The organism is Piscibacillus halophilus (assembly GCF_900110685.1).
GTDB classification, from domain to species: Bacteria; Bacillota; Bacilli; order Bacillales; family Alkalibacillaceae; genus Piscibacillus; species Piscibacillus halophilus.
On sequence record NZ_FOES01000001.1, the window covers coordinates 108171 to 126421 of the forward strand.

The window sequence follows — 18251 nt, forward strand, 5'->3', positions numbered from 1 at the left end:
GGGATGAAATCAATTGAAAGAATGGTTTCTTCAGTTCAACAAAATCAACGTCTATCAAACGTTCTAACATTAAGAGAAGGGCAGCTCATTACCGGAAAAATCACAAAATTTTATCCCGGGAATAAAGCTGCTGTTTCATTATTGGGGCATCAATTAATTGCGCAATTAGATACCTCATTGCAAGTCAATAAGCACTACCTCATGCAAGTTAAAGGGACCCAACCATCCGTTCAATTGAAAGTCGTTCATCCATCGGAAGTCACATCTTACAGAGATGCTGCCCAGAGATTAATTTATTCTGCTAATGAAAAAGCAAACAAAAACGAACAGATGCAATTGGCTAATTTACTTAAACAGCAACTCCCAATCAAGCCGAATCAAATATCTTCAATTATTCAATTGATGAGACAACATCAGGTGCCTAATCAAAATGAAATTTTTTCTGAAATGATTAAGCAAAGTCTACCGTTAAATCGAGAGACATTTCAGGCTGTTCATCAACGAATTAATCAGCCTGTTTCTTTCTCTCAGTCTATTCAAGTGTTACAAAATCAATTATCTCAGTTGAATGTAACAGAAGAGCTCTATCAATTAAACCAAAGATTATCTATACTCAGATCACAACCTATAAGTGTCCAACAATTTCAAGAATCTGTGGCGTTTCAAACACTAAAAGAAATTGGTCAAGGTTCTACTACTACTTTTTCATTATTTCAAAAAGCGGGGCTCATCTCTAATCAACTGAGTTTTGAAGACTGGGCAATTCAGTGGAAAAGTTGGGCATCACAAAACCGAGTAACGTTTTCTTTTTCTAATCCAACTTTAAACGCCGCACTACCATTTAATCTTCCAGCAGAAAACGTAGTAGCAGCAATGAGACAATATGCTAACGTTCATTTACCTAATGAAAATAGAGCAGTTTCTTTTTGGCTTGCGATGTCTTCGTTAATAGGTGCAGAAGGTAACAACCCATTGAATACTCAATCGTTAAAGAATTTCTTTCAATTAACACAGGTTGAGCGTTCCATACATCAAGATTATCCATCTATCCAATCTTTGTTAAAGGTGGTTAACAATCAGCTTGGGCATACATCTGTAACTGAGCCTATACAACAACTAAACCAAGTGTTAAATGCTATGCATCTATCTAATCATGAATTAACTAGGGACTTAATGACATTTACTGCACAATTACCAAAAGAAGCTTTAGGGTTAAACCAAGACTTGTTTATGGAATTTGAAGGTAAGAAGCAAAACGATGGCAAACTTGCCTCAAATCAGTGTCGGGTGATTTTTTATCTTGATATGCCAAATTTAAATCAAACCATTATCGATATGCATGTGCAAAATAAACATGTCGAGCTCTCGGTTTACCACGATCAACCAGATGTACTTAAAACGATTACAAAACCGTTGATTCCACTGTTATCTGAGCGTTTAGAAGGACAGGGGTATCATTCTATTCATGTTAATTTTAAGCCGATATTTGAAAAAGAAGTTCTGTCTAATAAATCATTAGATTTACCGATTGAATCAGGAGTTGATTATCGCGTATGAATAAGAGGCACAAAGCGTTTGCATTAAAATACGATGAACAAGAAGATTCAGCTCCAAAAGTCGTAGCAAAGGGAAAAGGGTTAGTGGCTGATGAAATCATGGAAAGAGCGAAAAATGCTGATGTTCCTGTGTATGAAGATGAATCCCTAGTTAACCTTTTAGAAGAAATTAATATAAATGAATCAATCCCAGAAGAATTGTATGAGATAGTGGCTGAAGTGTTTGCTTTTATCTATCAAACTGATAAAAAATATGATTAATTTCGACTTAATGCATCTAGTTTCTTTTGTATATGACGAATTTTATGTATAATAAAAACGGTGTGGTTTTAATTATAACCAAATTATATTATTTTTTTGTAGTTACAGATTGATGGGAGGATGTAACATGAACATTCATGAGTACCAAGCGAAAGAAATTTTCCGCAAGTACAACGTAGCTGTTCCTAACAGTAAAGTGGCTTTTTCTGTTGATGAAGCTGTACAAGCAGCAGAAGAGTTAGGCTCAGATGTATCAGTTGTTAAAGCGCAAATCCACGCAGGTGGCCGTGGTAAAGCTGGCGGTGTAAAAATCGCTAAAAGTTTAGATGAAGTTCGCCAACATGCGGATGACATTTTAGGTAAAACATTAGTGACACACCAAACAGGTCCTGAAGGTAAAGAGGTTAAACGTCTACTTATTGAAGAAGGATGCGACATTCAAAAAGAATACTACATCGGTGTTGTTTTAGACCGTGCAACTTCTCGTGTTGTCATGATGGGTTCTGAAGAAGGTGGAACTGAAATCGAAGAAGTAGCAGCAGAAACACCAGAAAAAATCTTTAAAGAGGTCATCGATCCGGTTACTGGTTTAACTCCATTCCAGGCTAGAAGATTAGCTTTCAACATTAACATTCCTGATGAATTATTAGGTAAAGCGGTTAAGTTCATGTTAAGCCTTTACCAAGTGTTCGTTGAAAAAGATTGCTCAATTGCAGAAATTAACCCACTAGTAACAACAGGTGATGGTGAAGTACTTGCACTTGATGCGAAATTAAACTTCGACGATAACGCTTTATTCCGTCAAAAAGATGTATTAGAATATCGCGACTTAGATGAAGAAGATGAAAAAGAAATTGAAGCATCTAAGTATGATCTAAGCTATGTAGCATTAGATGGTAACATCGGTTGTATGGTTAATGGTGCAGGTCTTGCAATGGCTACTATGGACATCATTAAGCACTCTGGCGGTGAACCAGCAAACTTCTTAGACGTTGGTGGCGGTGCTACAGCTGAAAAAGTTACAGAAGCATTTAAAATCATCTTATCTGATGATAACGTTGAAGGAATTTTAGTTAATATCTTCGGTGGAATCATGAAATGTGATGTCATCGCAGAAGGTGTAGTAGAAGCAACTAAACAAATTGGTTTAGAAATACCATTAGTTGTTCGTTTAGAAGGTACAAACGTTGAATTAGGTAAGAAAATTCTAGATGAATCTGGACTTAACATTACATCTGCAGAATCAATGCAAGATGCAGCTGAAAAGATTGTATCATTAGTAAAATAAGAAAGGACGGGCGAAAATGAGCGTTTTTATTAATAAAGATACTAAAGTATTAGTTCAAGGTATCACTGGCGGAACAGCTAAATTCCATACAAAGCAAATGCTTGAATATGGAACAAACATCGTTGCTGGTGTGACTCCTAAAAAAGGCGGGACAGAAGTTGAAGGTGTACCCGTTTATAACACAGTACAAGATGCAGTAGATGCAACAGGTGCTAATGCATCCGTTATTTATGTACCAGCTCCATTTGCAGCAGATGCTATTATGGAAGCGGTAGATGCAGAGATGGATCTTGTGATCTGTATTACTGAACATATTCCAGTTTTAGATATGGTTAAAGTTAAGCGTTATATGGAAGGTAAGAAAACACGCTTAGTAGGACCTAACTGCCCAGGTGTTATCACTCCAGATGAATGTAAGATTGGTATTATGCCTGGCTACATCCATAAGAAAGGCCACATCGGTGTTGTATCGCGTTCTGGTACTTTAACTTATGAAGCAGTACATCAGCTTTCAGAAGAAGGTTTCGGTCAATCAACAGCTGTTGGTATTGGTGGGGACCCTGTAAACGGTACAAACTTCATTGATGTGCTAAAAGCATTTAACGAAGATCCAGAAACTCACGCTGTTATGATGATTGGTGAAATCGGCGGTACTGCTGAAGAAGAAGCAGCAGAATGGATCAAAGAAAATATGACTAAACCAGTTGTCGGCTTCATTGGTGGTGCAACAGCTCCTCCAGGGAAACGTATGGGTCACGCTGGTGCGATTATCTCAGGTGGTAAAGGTACTGCAGAAGAAAAACAACGCATTATGAGAGAGTGCGGTATTAAAGTTGCAGAGACACCTGCAGTTATGGGTGAAACCATGATTGAAGTATTAAAAGAACATGACCTTGTAGAAAAAACAAAAACTCATTAATATATAAATTTCCCCGGATTTTTAACAAAATTCGGGGGATTTTTGAATCAAGAAAAAGAGGTGAGACATGGTTGAACGATTATCCATCCTTTAAGCTCTATTACTTAGCTCAGTTTCAAGGTATAACAAGACGAAAGTTGCAACATTATCTCAATCAAGATTATTTTCTTGAACGGTTACTTTATTACTCATCGAACGACCTTCAACGAATTTTTCAACTTCCCCACTCACCACCCGAGCATTTTTATCAATATTTAAGAGACTCTACACGAATTAAGCAATCCTATGAAGAATTTAAAAGGTTAAACCCTCTTACCATTTATCATCAAGACTACCCCGATTCTTTAAAAACAATCCCTGACCCACCATTAATTTTATATTGGAAAGGAAATATAGATATAATAAAATCTAAAAAAATCTCAGTAATAGGCAGCAGAGATCCTTCTTCTTTTGCTCAAAAAAAAGTTAATCTGTTCGTCAATTCATTATTAAAAAACCGTGTAACGGTAGTAAGTGGTTTGGCATATGGAATAGATAGTATGGCACATAGCTATACTTTAAGTAATGGTGGTTTTACTATTGCTGTGATAGGGTTTGGTTTTAATCATATATATCCAAAAGAACATATGAATTTATTTCAACAAATTTCAAATCATGGCTTGGTTCTTTCTGAATATCATCCTAATACGAAAGCAAAGAAATGGCACTTTCCAGAAAGAAATAGGATTATAAGTGGGCTCTCTGCGGCAACATTAATTATTGAAGCTGCGGAAAGAAGTGGTACAATGATTACGGCTGACCAAGCTTTAGAACAAGGGAAAGAGGTTTTTGTCGTTCCTGATTCCATCTTTCTTAATCAGGCTCAAGGTTGTTTGAAATTAATACAAGAAGGTGCCACACCATTGATTCATCCTAATGAATTAGACCAGTGGATCGATGAAAACGCTTCGATATTTTCTTGATGAAATTTCATCAAAACTTTACATTGTCGAAAATTGATGTTTGACAAATCATATCGATTTATTTAATAATGAAACAGATTTAATTAATGTAAAATACCTCGTAGGAGGATTCGGTACATGTCAGATTATTTAGTAATTGTAGAATCTCCAGCAAAAGCCAAAACAATAGAAAGATATCTTGGAAAAAAATATAGTGTAAAAGCTTCAATGGGACATGTGATAGATTTACCTAAAAGTCAAACCGGCATCGATGTTGAAAACAATTTCGAACCGCGGTACATCACAGTTCGTGGTAAAGGACCTATATTAAACGAATTAAAGAAGGCAGCAAAGAAAGCTAAAAAAGTATATCTTGCAGCTGACCCCGACCGAGAAGGGGAAGCTATCGCATGGCATTTGGCTCACACATTAAATATCGAAGAAGATGAGTCATGTCGTGTAGTATTTAATGAAATTACTAAAGATGCGGTCAAATCATCTTTTAAAAACCCAAGAAGTATAAACATGAATTTAGTGAATGCTCAGCAGGCACGTCGTGTGTTAGACCGTTTAGTTGGTTATAACATCAGTCCATTATTATGGAAGAAAGTAAAAAAAGGACTAAGCGCGGGGCGTGTACAATCGGTTGCAGTCAAAATGATTATCGACCGAGAAAACGAAATTAAAAACTTTGTTCCTGAAGAATATTGGTCTATTACAGGCCAATTCCAAAAAGGAAAGAAAGATTTTGAAGCTAAATTTTATGGTACTAATGGAGAGAAGCAAGAATTAAAATCAAAAGATGATGTAGATGCCATATTAAACCGTATGAACGGACAAAAGTTTGAAGTGAAAAAAGTAAACAAACGTGAACGTAAACGTAATCCTTCACTTCCTTTTACAACGTCATCGTTACAGCAAGAAGCCTTTAGAAAATTAAACTTCCGAGCCAAGAAAACGATGATGATCGCTCAACAACTATATGAAGGGATCAACCTCGGTGGACGTGAAGGTACTACGGGTTTAATTACCTATATGAGAACAGATTCGACTCGAATATCTGAAACTGCCAAAAGTGAAGCGAGAGATTGGATTAATGAACAATACGGTAAAGACTTTTTAGGTCCAAATCGTAAAGCTAAAAACTCTGAAGGTGCACAGGATGCTCACGAAGCTATCCGACCAACTTCACCTAAACGAGCACCTTCCAACATTAAAGACAAGTTATCGAGAGATCAATACAGATTGTACAAATTGATTTGGGAACGTTTTATGGCAAGTCAAATGGCGCCGGCTGTATTAGACACTGTAACGGCTCATTTATGGAATAATGATGTAGAATTTCGCGCATCAGGTTCTCAGATTAAATTTAAAGGGTTTATGAAATTGTATGTTGAGGGAACAGATGATCAAAAGAAAGAGGAAAACAAGATTCTTCCTCCATTAAAAGAAGGCGATGTAGTAGAAGCGGATGAAATTAACCCTGATCAACACTTCACTCAGCCGCCACCACGTTATACAGAAGCGAGGTTAGTTAAGACGTTAGAGGAAAAAGGAATCGGACGTCCATCAACATACGCTCCGACTTTAGATACGATTCAGCGTAGAGGTTATGTTGCTCTTGACAACCGTCGATTTGTTCCAACTGAATTAGGTGAAATCGTTAATGATTTATTAAAGGAATACTTCCCAGAAATCATTAATGTAGAATTCACCGTTAAAATGGAACAAGACTTAGACAATATTGAAGAAGGCTCTAAAGAGTGGCGAGAAATTATAGGCATATTCTACGAAGACTTTGAAAAAAGGCTAGAAAAAGCAGAAGAAGAAATTGAAAAAGTCGAAGTTCGAGATGAGCCTGCTGGTGTAACATGTGAGAATTGTGGTCATGAAATGGTTTATAAAATGGGAAGGTATGGTAAGTTTTTAGCTTGTTCAAACTTCCCGGATTGTCGGAACACGAAACCAATTTTAAAAGAAATCGGTGTGAAATGTCCTAAATGTAAAGAAGGTAATGTCGTTGAACGTAAGAGTAAAAAACGACGTACCTTTTACGGATGTGATCGTTTTCCAGATTGTGATTTTGTATCCTGGGATAAGCCAATTGAGCGTCCATGTCCAAAATGTAGTTCATTATTGGTTGAGAAGAAGAAGAAAAAAGGGACACAAATTACTTGTACAGAATGTGATTACGAAGAAAGCGTTCAACAATAACTCTGCTTTAAGGATAGCGATTTAATTCGCTATCCTTTTAATTTTTTACGGTAAAATTGCAATAAATTGAATATTTTGTATCCGAATTGTGAAAGATGTATGTAGTCAAGAGGTTTACGTTGACTCTCTACTCCCCTTCATATAAAATATGCGATTGGTTAGGTTTTAAATTAATTTATTTTGACAAACGCGAAAAAATTGTTGAAATACTTTGAAAAGTTTGATAAGATTTAATCGTTTTGGAAAGGGGAGCTATTTGGTGGCGAACTCAAGTAATGTTGAAGCGTTTCAAGACTTTCTAAAAATTGAGAAAAACGCCTCTCCTTTAACGGTTAAACATTATATCGATGATGTTAATCAATTTTTGGTCTTTTTAGATCATGAGGTTATTCATGAATTTGAACAGGTTACTCATACAACAATCAGAGTGTTTTTAACTGAATTATATAAACAAAATCTTTCAAGGCGTTCAGTATCTCGTAAATTATCAAGTTTAAGAACTTTTTATAATTTTTTAGAGCATGAAGGAATTGTGACACATAACCCTTTTCAACAGGTGACGATGCCTAAATCACAAAAGAAGTTACCTGAGTTTTTCTACGAAGAAGAACTCGTTAAACTTTTTGAAGTTGAAGATTTAAGGACACCAATTGGTCAAAGAAACCAGGCAATTTTAGAAGTGTTCTACGCAACAGGCATTCGTGTGAGTGAATTAGTTAAAATTCAAAAAAATGACATAGATTTTTCGATTAATACGATATTAATTCATGGAAAAGGGAATAAAGAACGGTATGTACCTTTTGGATCATTCGCTCAACACGCTCTTGAAACTTTTTTAAACGAAGGACGTCAAGAGTTATTGAAGAAAAGTAATGATGCTACAGACAAAGTATTCTTAAACAATAGAGGTAAACCGATTACTGAAAGAGGCGTTCGATATGTTTTAAATGAGATGATCAAACGTGCGTCGTTAACATCAACGATTCATCCACATAAATTACGACATACATTTGCGACCCATTTATTAAACGAAGGGGCCGACTTAAGAACCGTTCAAGAAATGCTTGGACATGAAAGCCTATCTTCTACACAAGTATACACGCACGTGACAAAAGATTATTTACAGAAAGTTTATAAGAACGCACATCCAAGATCTTAATATAGGAGAGGGATACATTGGAACAACAATTTCATGCTACAACGATATTTGCTTGTTTACATAATGGTAAAGCTGCCATGAGCGGTGATGGCCAAGTGACATTTGGTAATCAGGTCGTCATGAAGCATAAAGCTCGTAAAGTTAGAAAGTTATTTAACGGTAAAGTTTTAGCAGGATTTGCAGGTTCAGTTGCAGATGCTTTTACATTATTTGAAAAGTTTGAATCTTATTTAGAGAAATACAATGGCAATTTAACTCGTGCAGCCGTTGAATTGGCAAAAGAATGGCGTAGTGACAAAGTGTTACGAAAGCTCGAAGCCATGTTAATTGTTATGAGTGAAGATACGATGTTATTAGTCTCTGGTACAGGCGAAGTGATTGAACCGGATGATCAAATCTTAGCAATCGGCTCAGGAGGACATTACGCATTAAGCGCTGGAAGAGCACTTAAGCGTTATAGTCAAGAGCAAACAGCTGAGGGAATAGCTAGAGCAGCCTTAGAAATTGCAAGTGAAATTTGTGTTTTTACTAATGATCAAATCATAGTTGAAACTCTAGATGAAAAAGGAGAATAAAGCATGAGCACAAAAGCAACACCACGGCAATTAGTGGAAAAGCTTGATCAATACATTATTGGTCAGCAAGATGCAAAGAAAGCTTTAGCTGTAGCGTTAAGAAATAGATACCGCAGAATGCAAATGGAACCGGATATTCGAGAGGAAATAGTTCCAAAAAATATTTTGATGATTGGTCCTACAGGAGTGGGAAAAACAGAACTTGCTCGACGGTTGGCTAAACTAGTAGGCGCCCCTTTTGTAAAAGTTGAAGCAACGAAGTTTACAGAAGTCGGTTATGTCGGCCGCGATGTTGAATCAATGGTTCGTGATCTCGTGGATACTAGTGTACGAATGGTTAAAGAAGAAAAAATGTTAGAAATCCAAGATGAAGCAAGACAAATGGCGAATAAACGAATTGTAGAATTACTAGTGCCATCTAAAAAGAAAAATCATCAAATGAAAAACCCATTTGAAATGCTGTTTAATAACTCGTCCCAAGAACAGACACAACAACCTGAGAATGAGGAAACAGATATTAAACAAGAGCGACAACGCATTCAGCATCAACTCGAATTGGGAGAATTAGAAGACCGAATGGTGACCATTGAGGTAGAAGAGCAACAAGCGTCGATGTTTGACATGCTTCAAGGTTCGGGTATTGAGCAAATGGGAATGAATATGCAAGATGCTTTTAGTCAATTTATGCCTAAAAAGAAGAAGAAACGTCGTCTTCCAGTATCAGAAGCAAGAGAAGTCTTAACACAAGTGGAAGCTGAAAAAATGATTGACATGGATGATATTCATCAGGTTGCCATAGATCAGGCGGAACAGTCTGGTATCATTTTCATTGATGAAATTGATAAAGTGTGTGGCAAAGATGAAGGACATGCCAATGTATCTCGTGAAGGTGTCCAGCGTGACATATTACCGATTGTAGAAGGGTCAACGGTCATGACCAAATATGGTGCCGTTAAAACTGACCATATGCTATTTATTTCCGCGGGAGCATTTCATATGGCTAAGCCTTCTGATTTAATTCCAGAACTTCAAGGGCGATTTCCTATTAGAGTGGAATTAAACAAATTAATCATTGAAGACTTCATCAATATATTGACGGAACCTTCTAACGCGATTATTAAACAGTATACAGCTCTTTTAGAAACAGAAGGGATCCAGTTAGAGTTTAAGGAAGATGCGATTAAGAGAATTGCAGAGATTGCATTCGAGGTCAATCAAGAAACAGATAATATTGGTGCTAGAAGACTGCATACGATTATGGAAAAACTTTTAGAAGATTTATCGTTTGAAGCACCTGATATTAATCTAGAAACTGTAGAAATCACCGAACAGTATGTTGATGATAAGCTATCAAATATTGTTAAAAATAGAGACTTGTCTCAGTTTATATTATAAAAAACATAATTTAGGAGGAAATAAAAATGAATTTATTAGAAAAAACAAGAGTCATTAATGCAATGTTACAAAAAACTAAAGGAAATGCTGTTAACTTTAACGACATGTCAGCTACTATGCGTGACGTGATCTCTGCTAACGTATTCGTCCTTAGTCGTAAAGGGAAGTTATTAGGTTTTGCAATTAATCAAGAGATTGAGAATGAGCGTATGAAACAAATGCTAGAAGATCGTCGCTTCCCTGACGAGTATACTCAACAGTTATTTAATATCAATGAAACAACAGCTAATATTGATATTGATAGTAGTTATACAGCTTTCCCGGTTGAAAACAAAGAGTTGTTTGCTAGTGGTTTAACAACACTTGTTCCAATCATTGGTGGTGGTGAACGATTAGGTACTCTAATCCTTAGTCGTTTAGAAGATTCATTCGAAGAAGATGACCTACTACTTGCAGAATATGCAGCAACTGTTGTAGGTATGGAAATTCTTCACCAGAAATCTGAAGAAATCGAAGAAGAAGCGAGAAGTAAAGCAGTTGTTCAAATGGCTATAAACTCACTTTCATATAGTGAGTTAGAAGCGATTGAACATATTTTTGAAGAATTAGATGGACAAGAAGGGTTACTTGTCGCAAGTAAAATCGCTGATCGTGTAGGTATTACGCGTTCTGTTATTGTTAACGCTCTTCGTAAACTAGAAAGTGCAGGCGTTATAGAATCACGCTCACTAGGTATGAAGGGTACTTATATTAAAGTCTTAAATGACAAGTTTTTATTAGAATTAGAAAAGCACACCATTAGGTAATTTAGTAGTTGTATAAGTATAAGACTAGGTCATCTGACCTGGTCTTTTTTTGTGTCTTTTTAGTCAGTAGAGGGATTTCGACAAATTTCATAAAAATTCCTCCAAACTGTATCATTAACTCTCGATTTATGTAATAATGTAATCATAAAATTGTAATATGGACGTAAAAACTGTAGAATAATATGGAATTTTTATTTATTTTTGTATTACCAAAAATGTCGAGGTGTTTTGATGAAATTATTTAGTGATACGATTACTAATTTAGAAAATGGTTTAAAGTATTCTTCTGTAAAAAACAGAGCGATTGCTCAAAATATTGCTAATGTAGATACACCGAATTATAAAGCAAAGGATGTTTCGTTTAAGGAACATTTAAGCCAAGCCCAAGGCCATCTACAAGCTAATAAAACACATGAGAAGCATTTACCATTTCATCAAACTTCTAATGAGATTAAAACTTCGACGAGGACTGGGGTTACATACAATCATAATGGTAATAGTGTGGATTTGGACAAGGAAATGTCAGAGCTAGCTGAGAATCAAATTTATTACCAGGCCTTAGTGGAACGTATCAATGGTAAGTTTAATTCGATTAAAAGCGTGTTAAATGGAGGGAATTAGTCATGAGCATATTTGATGGTATGAACATAAACAGTAGTGCTCTTACTGCAAATCGATTTAAAATGGATGTTATTTCATCTAATTTAGCTAATGCAGATACGACTCGAGCACGTGTAAACGACAATGGGGAATGGGAGCCTTATCGTAAGAAAACAGTCGTGCAAGAGCCGCGTGGGCAACAGTTTAATAATTTTTTAAACAAAGCTATGAATAAAGCTAATTCTCAAGGCGAAGGTGTTCGGGTTAGTTGGGTTGTTGAAGATCCGTCTCCTTTTAAAGAAGTTTATAATCCCGAACATCCAGATGCAAATGAAGATGGGTATGTTTCAATGCCAAATGTCGACCCATTAAAAGAAATGATAGATTTAATGAGTACAACTAGGACTTACGAAGCAAATGTGACAGCCTTGAATGCTTCAAAAGGCATGTTAATGAAAGCCTTAGAAATCGGTAGATAAGGAGTTGAGTCTATTTGAAACCAATTAACGCTAGTTTTTTAAATTCTGATATAAAGTCTGTTCAAAATACAGTTAATCAACAAACGACACCTAGTGATACACATGCAAAATTTGCCCAGGCATTAAAAGATGCTGTAAATAATGTAAATGAAATGCAACAAGTATCAGATCAAAAGACAAACGCTCTTGTTTCAGGTGAAATTGATGATTTACATGAAGTCATGATTGCATCTCAAAAAGCGAGTGTTTCATTACAAACTGCTACTCAAATGCAAAGTAAAGCAATTGATGCTTATAAAGAAATTATGCGTATGCAAATTTAAATATAGAAGTAAGGTTTAAAGAATCGGAGGACTACGATGAACGGAACAATACAACAATATAAGAACAAAGTCGTAGAATTTTGGAGTGGTCGCACCAAATCACAAAAAATTGGAATCACTTCTGGAGTTGTTGGGCTGATCTTAATACTAATCATCGCGACGACTCTTCTTACTTCAAGTAATATGGTGCCATTATATAACAATCTATCTTTGGAAGAATCCGGCCAGTTAACAGAGGAACTTGATAGTCGAGGAGTCAAATATGAATTAGCAGACGGTGGAACAACCATATTAGTACCTGAAGGTCAAGCAGATGGATTATTAGTAGATTTTGCTGCTCAAGGAATTCCTAATAGTGGGAACATTGATTATTCATTTTTTAGTGAAAATGTATCTTGGGGAATGACGAGTGAGGAGCGTCAAATTATAGAACTTGACGCTTTACAAACAGAGTTAGCTGAACTAATAACTACAATAGATGGTGTAGATGATGCAAAAGTATTAATCAACCGGCCCAAAGAATCAGTTTTTGTAGGTGAACAACCAGAAGAGTCATCTGCATCTATAGTTTTAAATACTAGTTACAATCATCAATTTGAACAATCTGAGATTCAAAGTTTATACCATCTAGTATCTAAAGCAGTCGAAAATTTGCCGGCAGAAAACATTGTGATTATGAACCAATACTCGGAATATTACGATTTAAATCAGTCCAATTCAATCGGCGGTGGCAATACATATACAGAACAACAAAACATAAAGAAAGACATCGAGCGGGATTTACAGCGTCGAGTGCAAAGGCTACTCGGCACGATGATTGGACAAAACAAAGTCGTTGTATCAGTTACAACTGATATTGATTTTACCGTTGAGAATCGAGTTGAAGAACTAGTAGAACCAGTTGATGTAGAAGCGATGGAAGGCTTACCTGTTAGTGTTGAACGTGTAACAGAAACCTATGCAGGTTTGGATGGTGGTCAATTACCAGAAGGTGAAACGGATATACCAGAGTACTTAGGTGAAGAAGACCCAGATCGATTATCTGATTATGAAATGGTACGTGAAACGATTAATCACGAATTTAATCGTGTTCGTCGTGAGATTGTTGAAAGCCCATATGAGGTAAGAGATATTGGGGTTCAAGTAGCCGTAGATAACACGGTTGAAGAAAACGGAGAGACTGTAACGTTATCAGAAGCTGAGATGATGAATGTTGAAGAAGATATTCAAGCTATACTTTCTTCCATGATAGAAACATCTATTTCTTCAGAAGTCATTAACAATAACGATACGTTTAATCCGGCTGATAAAGTGCACATTGCCTTTCAACCTTTCTCAAATGAACCTAATACTCCTAATGAACCTTCATCAATCCCAACGTGGGTTTATATTGTTGGTGTAGCCTTGATTTTAGTTATTATTCTATTAATCTTTTTAATGGCTAGAAAAAATAAGTCAAGTGAAGAATGGGTTCAGTCTGAAGAAGTAGTTGGTCCACAAGTAGAAGAGGAAGAATTACCATCGATTCCTGATATGGAATCTGAATCGGATATGCGTCGAAAACAACTAGAAAAACTTGCCCAAGAAAAGCCTGATGAATTCGCTAAATTAATTCGAACTTGGATTACTGAGGATTAGGAGGCAATAGAATGGCAACAAAAAAAGGGAAACTTACAGGTAAACAGAAAGCAGCAGTCCTTTTAATCTCACTAGGCCCTGACGTGTCAGCTCAAGTGTATAAACATTTATCTGAGGAAGAAATAGAACGATTAACTTTAGAAATATCCTCAGTTAAAAAAGTAGATGGCACTCAAAAAGAAGAAGTTTTAGAGCAGTTTCATCAGATGGCCTTAGCTCAAGACTACATTTCTCAAGGTGGCATTAACTATGCTAAAACCGTATTAGAAAAAGCGTTAGGAGAAAACCAGGCCAATCAGATTATTGGTAGGTTAACATCGTCTTTACAAGTTAGACCATTTGATTTTGCGAGACAATCAGATCCAAGTCAAATCTATAATTTTATTCAGAATGAGCACCCTCAGACGATTGCTTTGATTCTATCATATCTTGATTCAGAGCAAGCATCACAAATATTATCTGAATTACCTGAAGAGCAACAATCTGATATAGCCAGACGGATCGCCGTAATGGACTCGGCCCCTCCTGAAGTAATTAGTGATGTTGAAAAATTACTAGAAAGAAAGTTATCAACGACCGTCACGCAAGATTTCACCGAAACAGGTGGAGTAGAGTCTATTGTTCAAATCTTAAATGGTGTTGATCGCTCAACTGAACGTACAATATTAGACGATCTTGAGATGAAGGATCCAGAGCTTGCTGATGAAATTAAAAAGAGAATGTTTGTATTTGAAGATATTGTTACTCTTGATAATCGAGCCATTCAACGCGTTATTCGTGATGTTGAGAACGAAGACCTCACTTTAGCACTGAAAGTGGCTAGTGAAGAGGTACAGGAAGTACTTTATCAAAATATGTCCAGTCGAATGGCAGAAACCATTAAAGATGAAATTGAATATATGGGTCCTGTTAGGTTGAAAGATGTTGAAGAATCTCAAACAAGAATCGTCGCAACCATTAGAAAATTAGAAGAAATGGGTGAAATAGTAATCGCTCGTGGTGGAGGTGACGATATCATTGTCTAATATTCATAAATGGAATGAGCAAAGTCATCCTAAGAAATTAATTCAATTAAAATCGGTTCATGCTTATAAAGAAAAAACAAAAGATCAACAAAGTACTGACCAAGACCCTCAACTAGTGTTAAAACTAGCTCAACAAGAAGTTGAACAATCTAAAGCTGAAGCGCAACGAATTTTAGAAGAAGCAAGACAACAAGCTGAAACTATTAAAAATGAGACGATAATTCAAAAAGAAAAAGCGATTAAAGAAGCTAAAGATTCTGGATACGATGCGGGTTATCAAGAAGGGCTGTTAAAAGCCGAACAAGAACATGAAGCGTTAATTAAAACAGCCCAACAAATCGTTAGTCAAACCGAAAAAGAATATCGGTCAGTCTTAATAAATTCTGAGCAGGATATTGTTCAAATCGCAATCAAATCTGCTGAGAAAATTTTACATCAAAAGTTAATTGATGAACCAGAGAACTTCATAAAAATTGTTAAAGCTACGATTAAAGAAGTCATAGAACAATCAGACATAATGATTAAGGTTCATCCAAATGAATATGGACTAATAACTGAATATCGAGAAGAAATTGAACAATTATTTCCTAATAAAGCAAAGATCACGTTATATCCAGACGAAACTTTATCTCATAAATCATGTATAGTCGAGTCACCTTATGGGATTATTGACTCTAGTATTGATACACAATTAGAGCAGTTAAAACAACACCTTTTAGGTCTTACTAAAGGGGTTGAATAAATTGAATACAGAAAGTGTTCTAGATTCTATTGAAAAATGTGATCTAATAAAAAGATTCGGTAAGGTTTATCGAAATGTGGGGGTCTTATTAAAATCTAAAGGTCCAGAAGTGAATTTAGGAGATGTCTGCTTGATTCATAACAAAAAGACTGCCAAAAAGTTGAAAGCAGAAGTAGTGGGTTTTCAAAACGAGCACGTATTATTAATGCCATATGAAAGAACTAATCAAATTGGACCAGGAAGTTTAGTTGAGACGACTCATGAGCCGTTAACGGTAAAAGTTGGAGAAGACTTAATTGGTCAAGTACTAAATGGACTTGGAGAGCCTTTAAACCAAATATACAACTCGAATCCAAGTAGATTGATACATTATTCTACTGATCAAGAGCCTCCGAACCCATTAAGTCGACCACCGATCAGAGAACCTTTATCAACTGGAATAAAAGCCATTGACAGTTGTTTAACAGTCGGAAGGGGTCAACGTGTTGGGATTTTCGCTGGTAGTGGTGTAGGTAAAAGTACTTTATTAGGAATGTTAGCTCGAAACAGCGATGCCGATATTAATGTGTTCGCATTACTTGGGGAACGTGGTAGAGAAGTTAGAGAGTTTATTGAACACGAATTAGGCGAAGAAGGATTAAAAAAATCAATTGTCGTAGTAGCTACTTCTGATCAGCCAGCGTTGCAAAGAATTAAAGGTGCTTTTACTGCAACGGCCATTAGCGAATATTTTAGAGAAAAAGGTTTTCATGTGAACTTGATGATGGATTCATTAACAAGAATTGCGATGGCCCAGCGCGAAGTCGGCTTAGCAAGTGGTGAACCTCCGACAACTAAAGGGTACACTCCGAGTGTTTTTGCTATGTTACCACAGTTGTTAGAACGAACTGGAACAGACAAGAATGGAAGTATTACTGCATTTTACACAGTTTTAGTTGATGGTGATGATATGGATGAACCGATTGCTGACGCTGTTCGTGGTTTATTAGATGGGCATTTTGTTTTAGATCGAAGCTTAGCTGAGAGAGGACAGTTTCCAGCTATTAATATACTCAAATCTGTTAGCCGATTAATGCAGAAAATCACTACTCCTGAACATATGAGTGCTAGTCAACGTTTAAGAAATTTATTAGCTATATATGAAGAAAACAAAGAATTAATCCAAATTGGAGCGTATAAAAAGGGATCTTCGAGTCATGTAGATGAAGCTATTTATTATCAGCCGAAGATTTTGAAGTATTTATACCAATCTATGGACCAGGGAGTATCATTTGATGATGCAATCACAAATTTAATAGATTTAGTAGGTGTAGCTAATGAATAATGAATTACGTTCGATTGATAAATTATTAGAATTTAAAGAAGAACAATTTAATCAATCCCAGGCACAGTTCAAACGAGCAATGGAATACTTCGAAACAGTAGGGAATCAATTATACGATTTATTAAAAACGAAAGAAAAAATAGAAAAAGCTTTAAATGACCATTTAAAATCCCGCATAAAAGCTTATGAATTATTAAATTATCAGCAACAACTAGATCAATTAAAGAAAAAAGAGAACGAATTACAAATGAAAGTTCATCAAGCACGAATGAATATGCAAGATAAAGAACAAAAACGAACTGAAGCACACTTTGAATATAAGAAGTTAGAAAAAGTTAAAGAAAATCGACTCATCGCTTTAAAGAAAAGAATGAAAAACTTAGAAAATCAACAGCTTGATGAGGTGTCTGTACAGCAATACGTTAGAGTAAATGGGTGATTACATGTCGGTTGAACATGAAGTTAAGCAAGCAAAAAAATTCCAATGGTTTTTATTTGCGATTATTGTTCTTTTAATTTTCGCGATTATATTAACGTTTATTATTTCGTCTGTCGCAGGTGTAGATGTATGGCAAAAAGTCCAAGACGTTGGATCAAAAATTCCATTTATTGCATCGGATTCAGATGATGAGCAAGAAGAAACGGAATTAGGCCATTATGAAGCTGCCATTAAAGACCGAGAAGCTGATATCGATGATTTACAAACACAAATAAAAAATAAAGATGACCAAATTCAAGAGTTAGAAGAACAAATTCAAGAATACGAGAGTCAAATTAATGAATTAAATGATCATCAGATTTATCAAGAAGAATCTGTAAAAAAACTAACCAATTCCTTTAAGGAAATGGAACCAGAAAAAGCAGCTGATATTATCGTTGAAATGGAGAGCAATCATGCTGTTCAAGTGCTAGCTCAGCTCCCGGATGATACAAGAGGTTCAATATTAAGTGCTATGGAAGCAGAAGATGCAGCCTCTTTTACAAACGAATTGTTTAATCAATAGTT

General features: G+C 35.9%; 19 protein-coding genes. All 19 read left to right on the forward strand.

Annotated elements, in window-relative coordinates; genetic code table 11:
* The first annotated feature begins 3 nt into the window (after positions 1-3).
* Positions 4-1557 carry a TP0910 N-terminal domain-containing protein gene (locus BMY57_RS00570; RefSeq protein ID WP_091772065.1) on the forward strand — a complete coding sequence of 518 codons (1554 nt, stop codon included), beginning with the start codon at positions 4-6 and terminating at the stop codon, positions 1555-1557.
* Positions 1554-1817 carry an EscU/YscU/HrcU family type III secretion system export apparatus switch protein gene (locus BMY57_RS00575; protein ID WP_091772066.1) on the forward strand — a complete coding sequence of 88 codons (264 nt, stop codon included), beginning with the start codon at positions 1554-1556 and terminating at the stop codon, positions 1815-1817. Before BMY57_RS00570 ends, BMY57_RS00575 begins: the two co-directional genes overlap by 4 nt.
* A 127-nt stretch (positions 1818-1944) precedes the next feature.
* Positions 1945-3105, forward strand: a complete 1161-nt coding sequence (sucC, locus tag BMY57_RS00580; protein ID WP_091772067.1) for an ADP-forming succinate--CoA ligase subunit beta — start codon at positions 1945-1947, stop codon at positions 3103-3105.
* 16 nt (positions 3106-3121) lie between these two features.
* Entirely contained in the window at positions 3122-4024 is a 903-nt protein-coding gene (sucD, locus tag BMY57_RS00585) for a succinate--CoA ligase subunit alpha (protein ID WP_091772068.1), read from the forward strand.
* A 71-nt stretch (positions 4025-4095) separates the two neighbouring features.
* Positions 4096-4986, forward strand: a complete 891-nt coding sequence (dprA, locus tag BMY57_RS00590; RefSeq protein ID WP_177176300.1) for a DNA-processing protein DprA — start codon at positions 4096-4098, stop codon at positions 4984-4986.
* 117 nt (positions 4987-5103) lie between these two features.
* Complete coding sequence (gene topA / locus BMY57_RS00595; protein ID WP_091772070.1) at positions 5104-7179, forward strand: type I DNA topoisomerase; 2076 nt, start codon at positions 5104-5106, stop codon at positions 7177-7179.
* A gap of 259 nt (positions 7180-7438) precedes the next feature.
* Positions 7439-8338, forward strand: a complete 900-nt coding sequence (gene xerC, locus BMY57_RS00600) for a tyrosine recombinase XerC (protein ID WP_439895777.1) — start codon at positions 7439-7441, stop codon at positions 8336-8338.
* 17 nt (positions 8339-8355) lie between these two features.
* A complete protein-coding gene (hslV, locus tag BMY57_RS00605) occupies positions 8356-8913 on the forward strand; it encodes an ATP-dependent protease subunit HslV (RefSeq protein WP_091772072.1) in 558 nt (185 codons plus the stop codon).
* Positions 8914-8916: 3 nt separating this feature from the next.
* Positions 8917-10308 carry an ATP-dependent protease ATPase subunit HslU gene (gene hslU, locus BMY57_RS00610; protein ID WP_091772073.1) on the forward strand — a complete coding sequence of 464 codons (1392 nt, stop codon included), beginning with the start codon at positions 8917-8919 and terminating at the stop codon, positions 10306-10308.
* A 26-nt stretch (positions 10309-10334) separates the two neighbouring features.
* Positions 10335-11114 (forward strand): GTP-sensing pleiotropic transcriptional regulator CodY, encoded by a 780-nt coding sequence (gene codY / locus BMY57_RS00615; protein ID WP_091772074.1) that lies wholly within the window; start codon positions 10335-10337, stop codon positions 11112-11114.
* Between the two features lie 231 nt (positions 11115-11345).
* Entirely contained in the window at positions 11346-11735 is a 390-nt protein-coding gene (flgB, locus tag BMY57_RS00620) for a flagellar basal body rod protein FlgB (protein WP_091772075.1), read from the forward strand.
* A gap of 2 nt (positions 11736-11737) precedes the next feature.
* A complete protein-coding gene (gene flgC / locus BMY57_RS00625) occupies positions 11738-12193 on the forward strand; it encodes a flagellar basal body rod protein FlgC (protein WP_091772076.1) in 456 nt (151 codons plus the stop codon).
* Between the two features lie 50 nt (positions 12194-12243).
* Positions 12244-12516: a flagellar hook-basal body complex protein FliE gene (gene fliE, locus BMY57_RS00630; RefSeq protein ID WP_484573254.1), complete on the forward strand. Its 273-nt coding sequence runs from the start codon at positions 12244-12246 to the stop codon at positions 12514-12516.
* Between the two features lie 36 nt (positions 12517-12552).
* Entirely contained in the window at positions 12553-14154 is a 1602-nt protein-coding gene (gene fliF, locus BMY57_RS00635; protein ID WP_091772077.1) for a flagellar basal-body MS-ring/collar protein FliF, read from the forward strand.
* Positions 14155-14165: 11 nt separating this feature from the next.
* Positions 14166-15179 carry a flagellar motor switch protein FliG gene (fliG, locus tag BMY57_RS00640; RefSeq protein WP_091772078.1) on the forward strand — a complete coding sequence of 338 codons (1014 nt, stop codon included), beginning with the start codon at positions 14166-14168 and terminating at the stop codon, positions 15177-15179.
* Positions 15172-15921, forward strand: a complete 750-nt coding sequence (gene fliH, locus BMY57_RS00645; RefSeq protein WP_175615304.1) for a flagellar assembly protein FliH — start codon at positions 15172-15174, stop codon at positions 15919-15921. The genes fliG and fliH overlap by 8 nt, the downstream gene beginning before the upstream one ends.
* 1 nt (position 15922) lies before the next feature.
* Positions 15923-17245, forward strand: a complete 1323-nt coding sequence (gene fliI / locus BMY57_RS00650) for a flagellar protein export ATPase FliI (RefSeq protein WP_091772080.1) — start codon at positions 15923-15925, stop codon at positions 17243-17245.
* Positions 17238-17684 (forward strand): flagellar export protein FliJ, encoded by a 447-nt coding sequence (gene fliJ, locus BMY57_RS00655; RefSeq protein ID WP_091772081.1) that lies wholly within the window; start codon positions 17238-17240, stop codon positions 17682-17684. The genes fliI and fliJ overlap by 8 nt, the downstream gene beginning before the upstream one ends.
* A gap of 4 nt (positions 17685-17688) precedes the next feature.
* On the forward strand, positions 17689-18249 hold the full coding sequence (locus tag BMY57_RS00660) for a MotE family protein (RefSeq protein ID WP_177176301.1): 561 nt from the start codon (positions 17689-17691) through the stop codon (positions 18247-18249).
* Positions 18250-18251 lie beyond the last annotated feature (2 nt).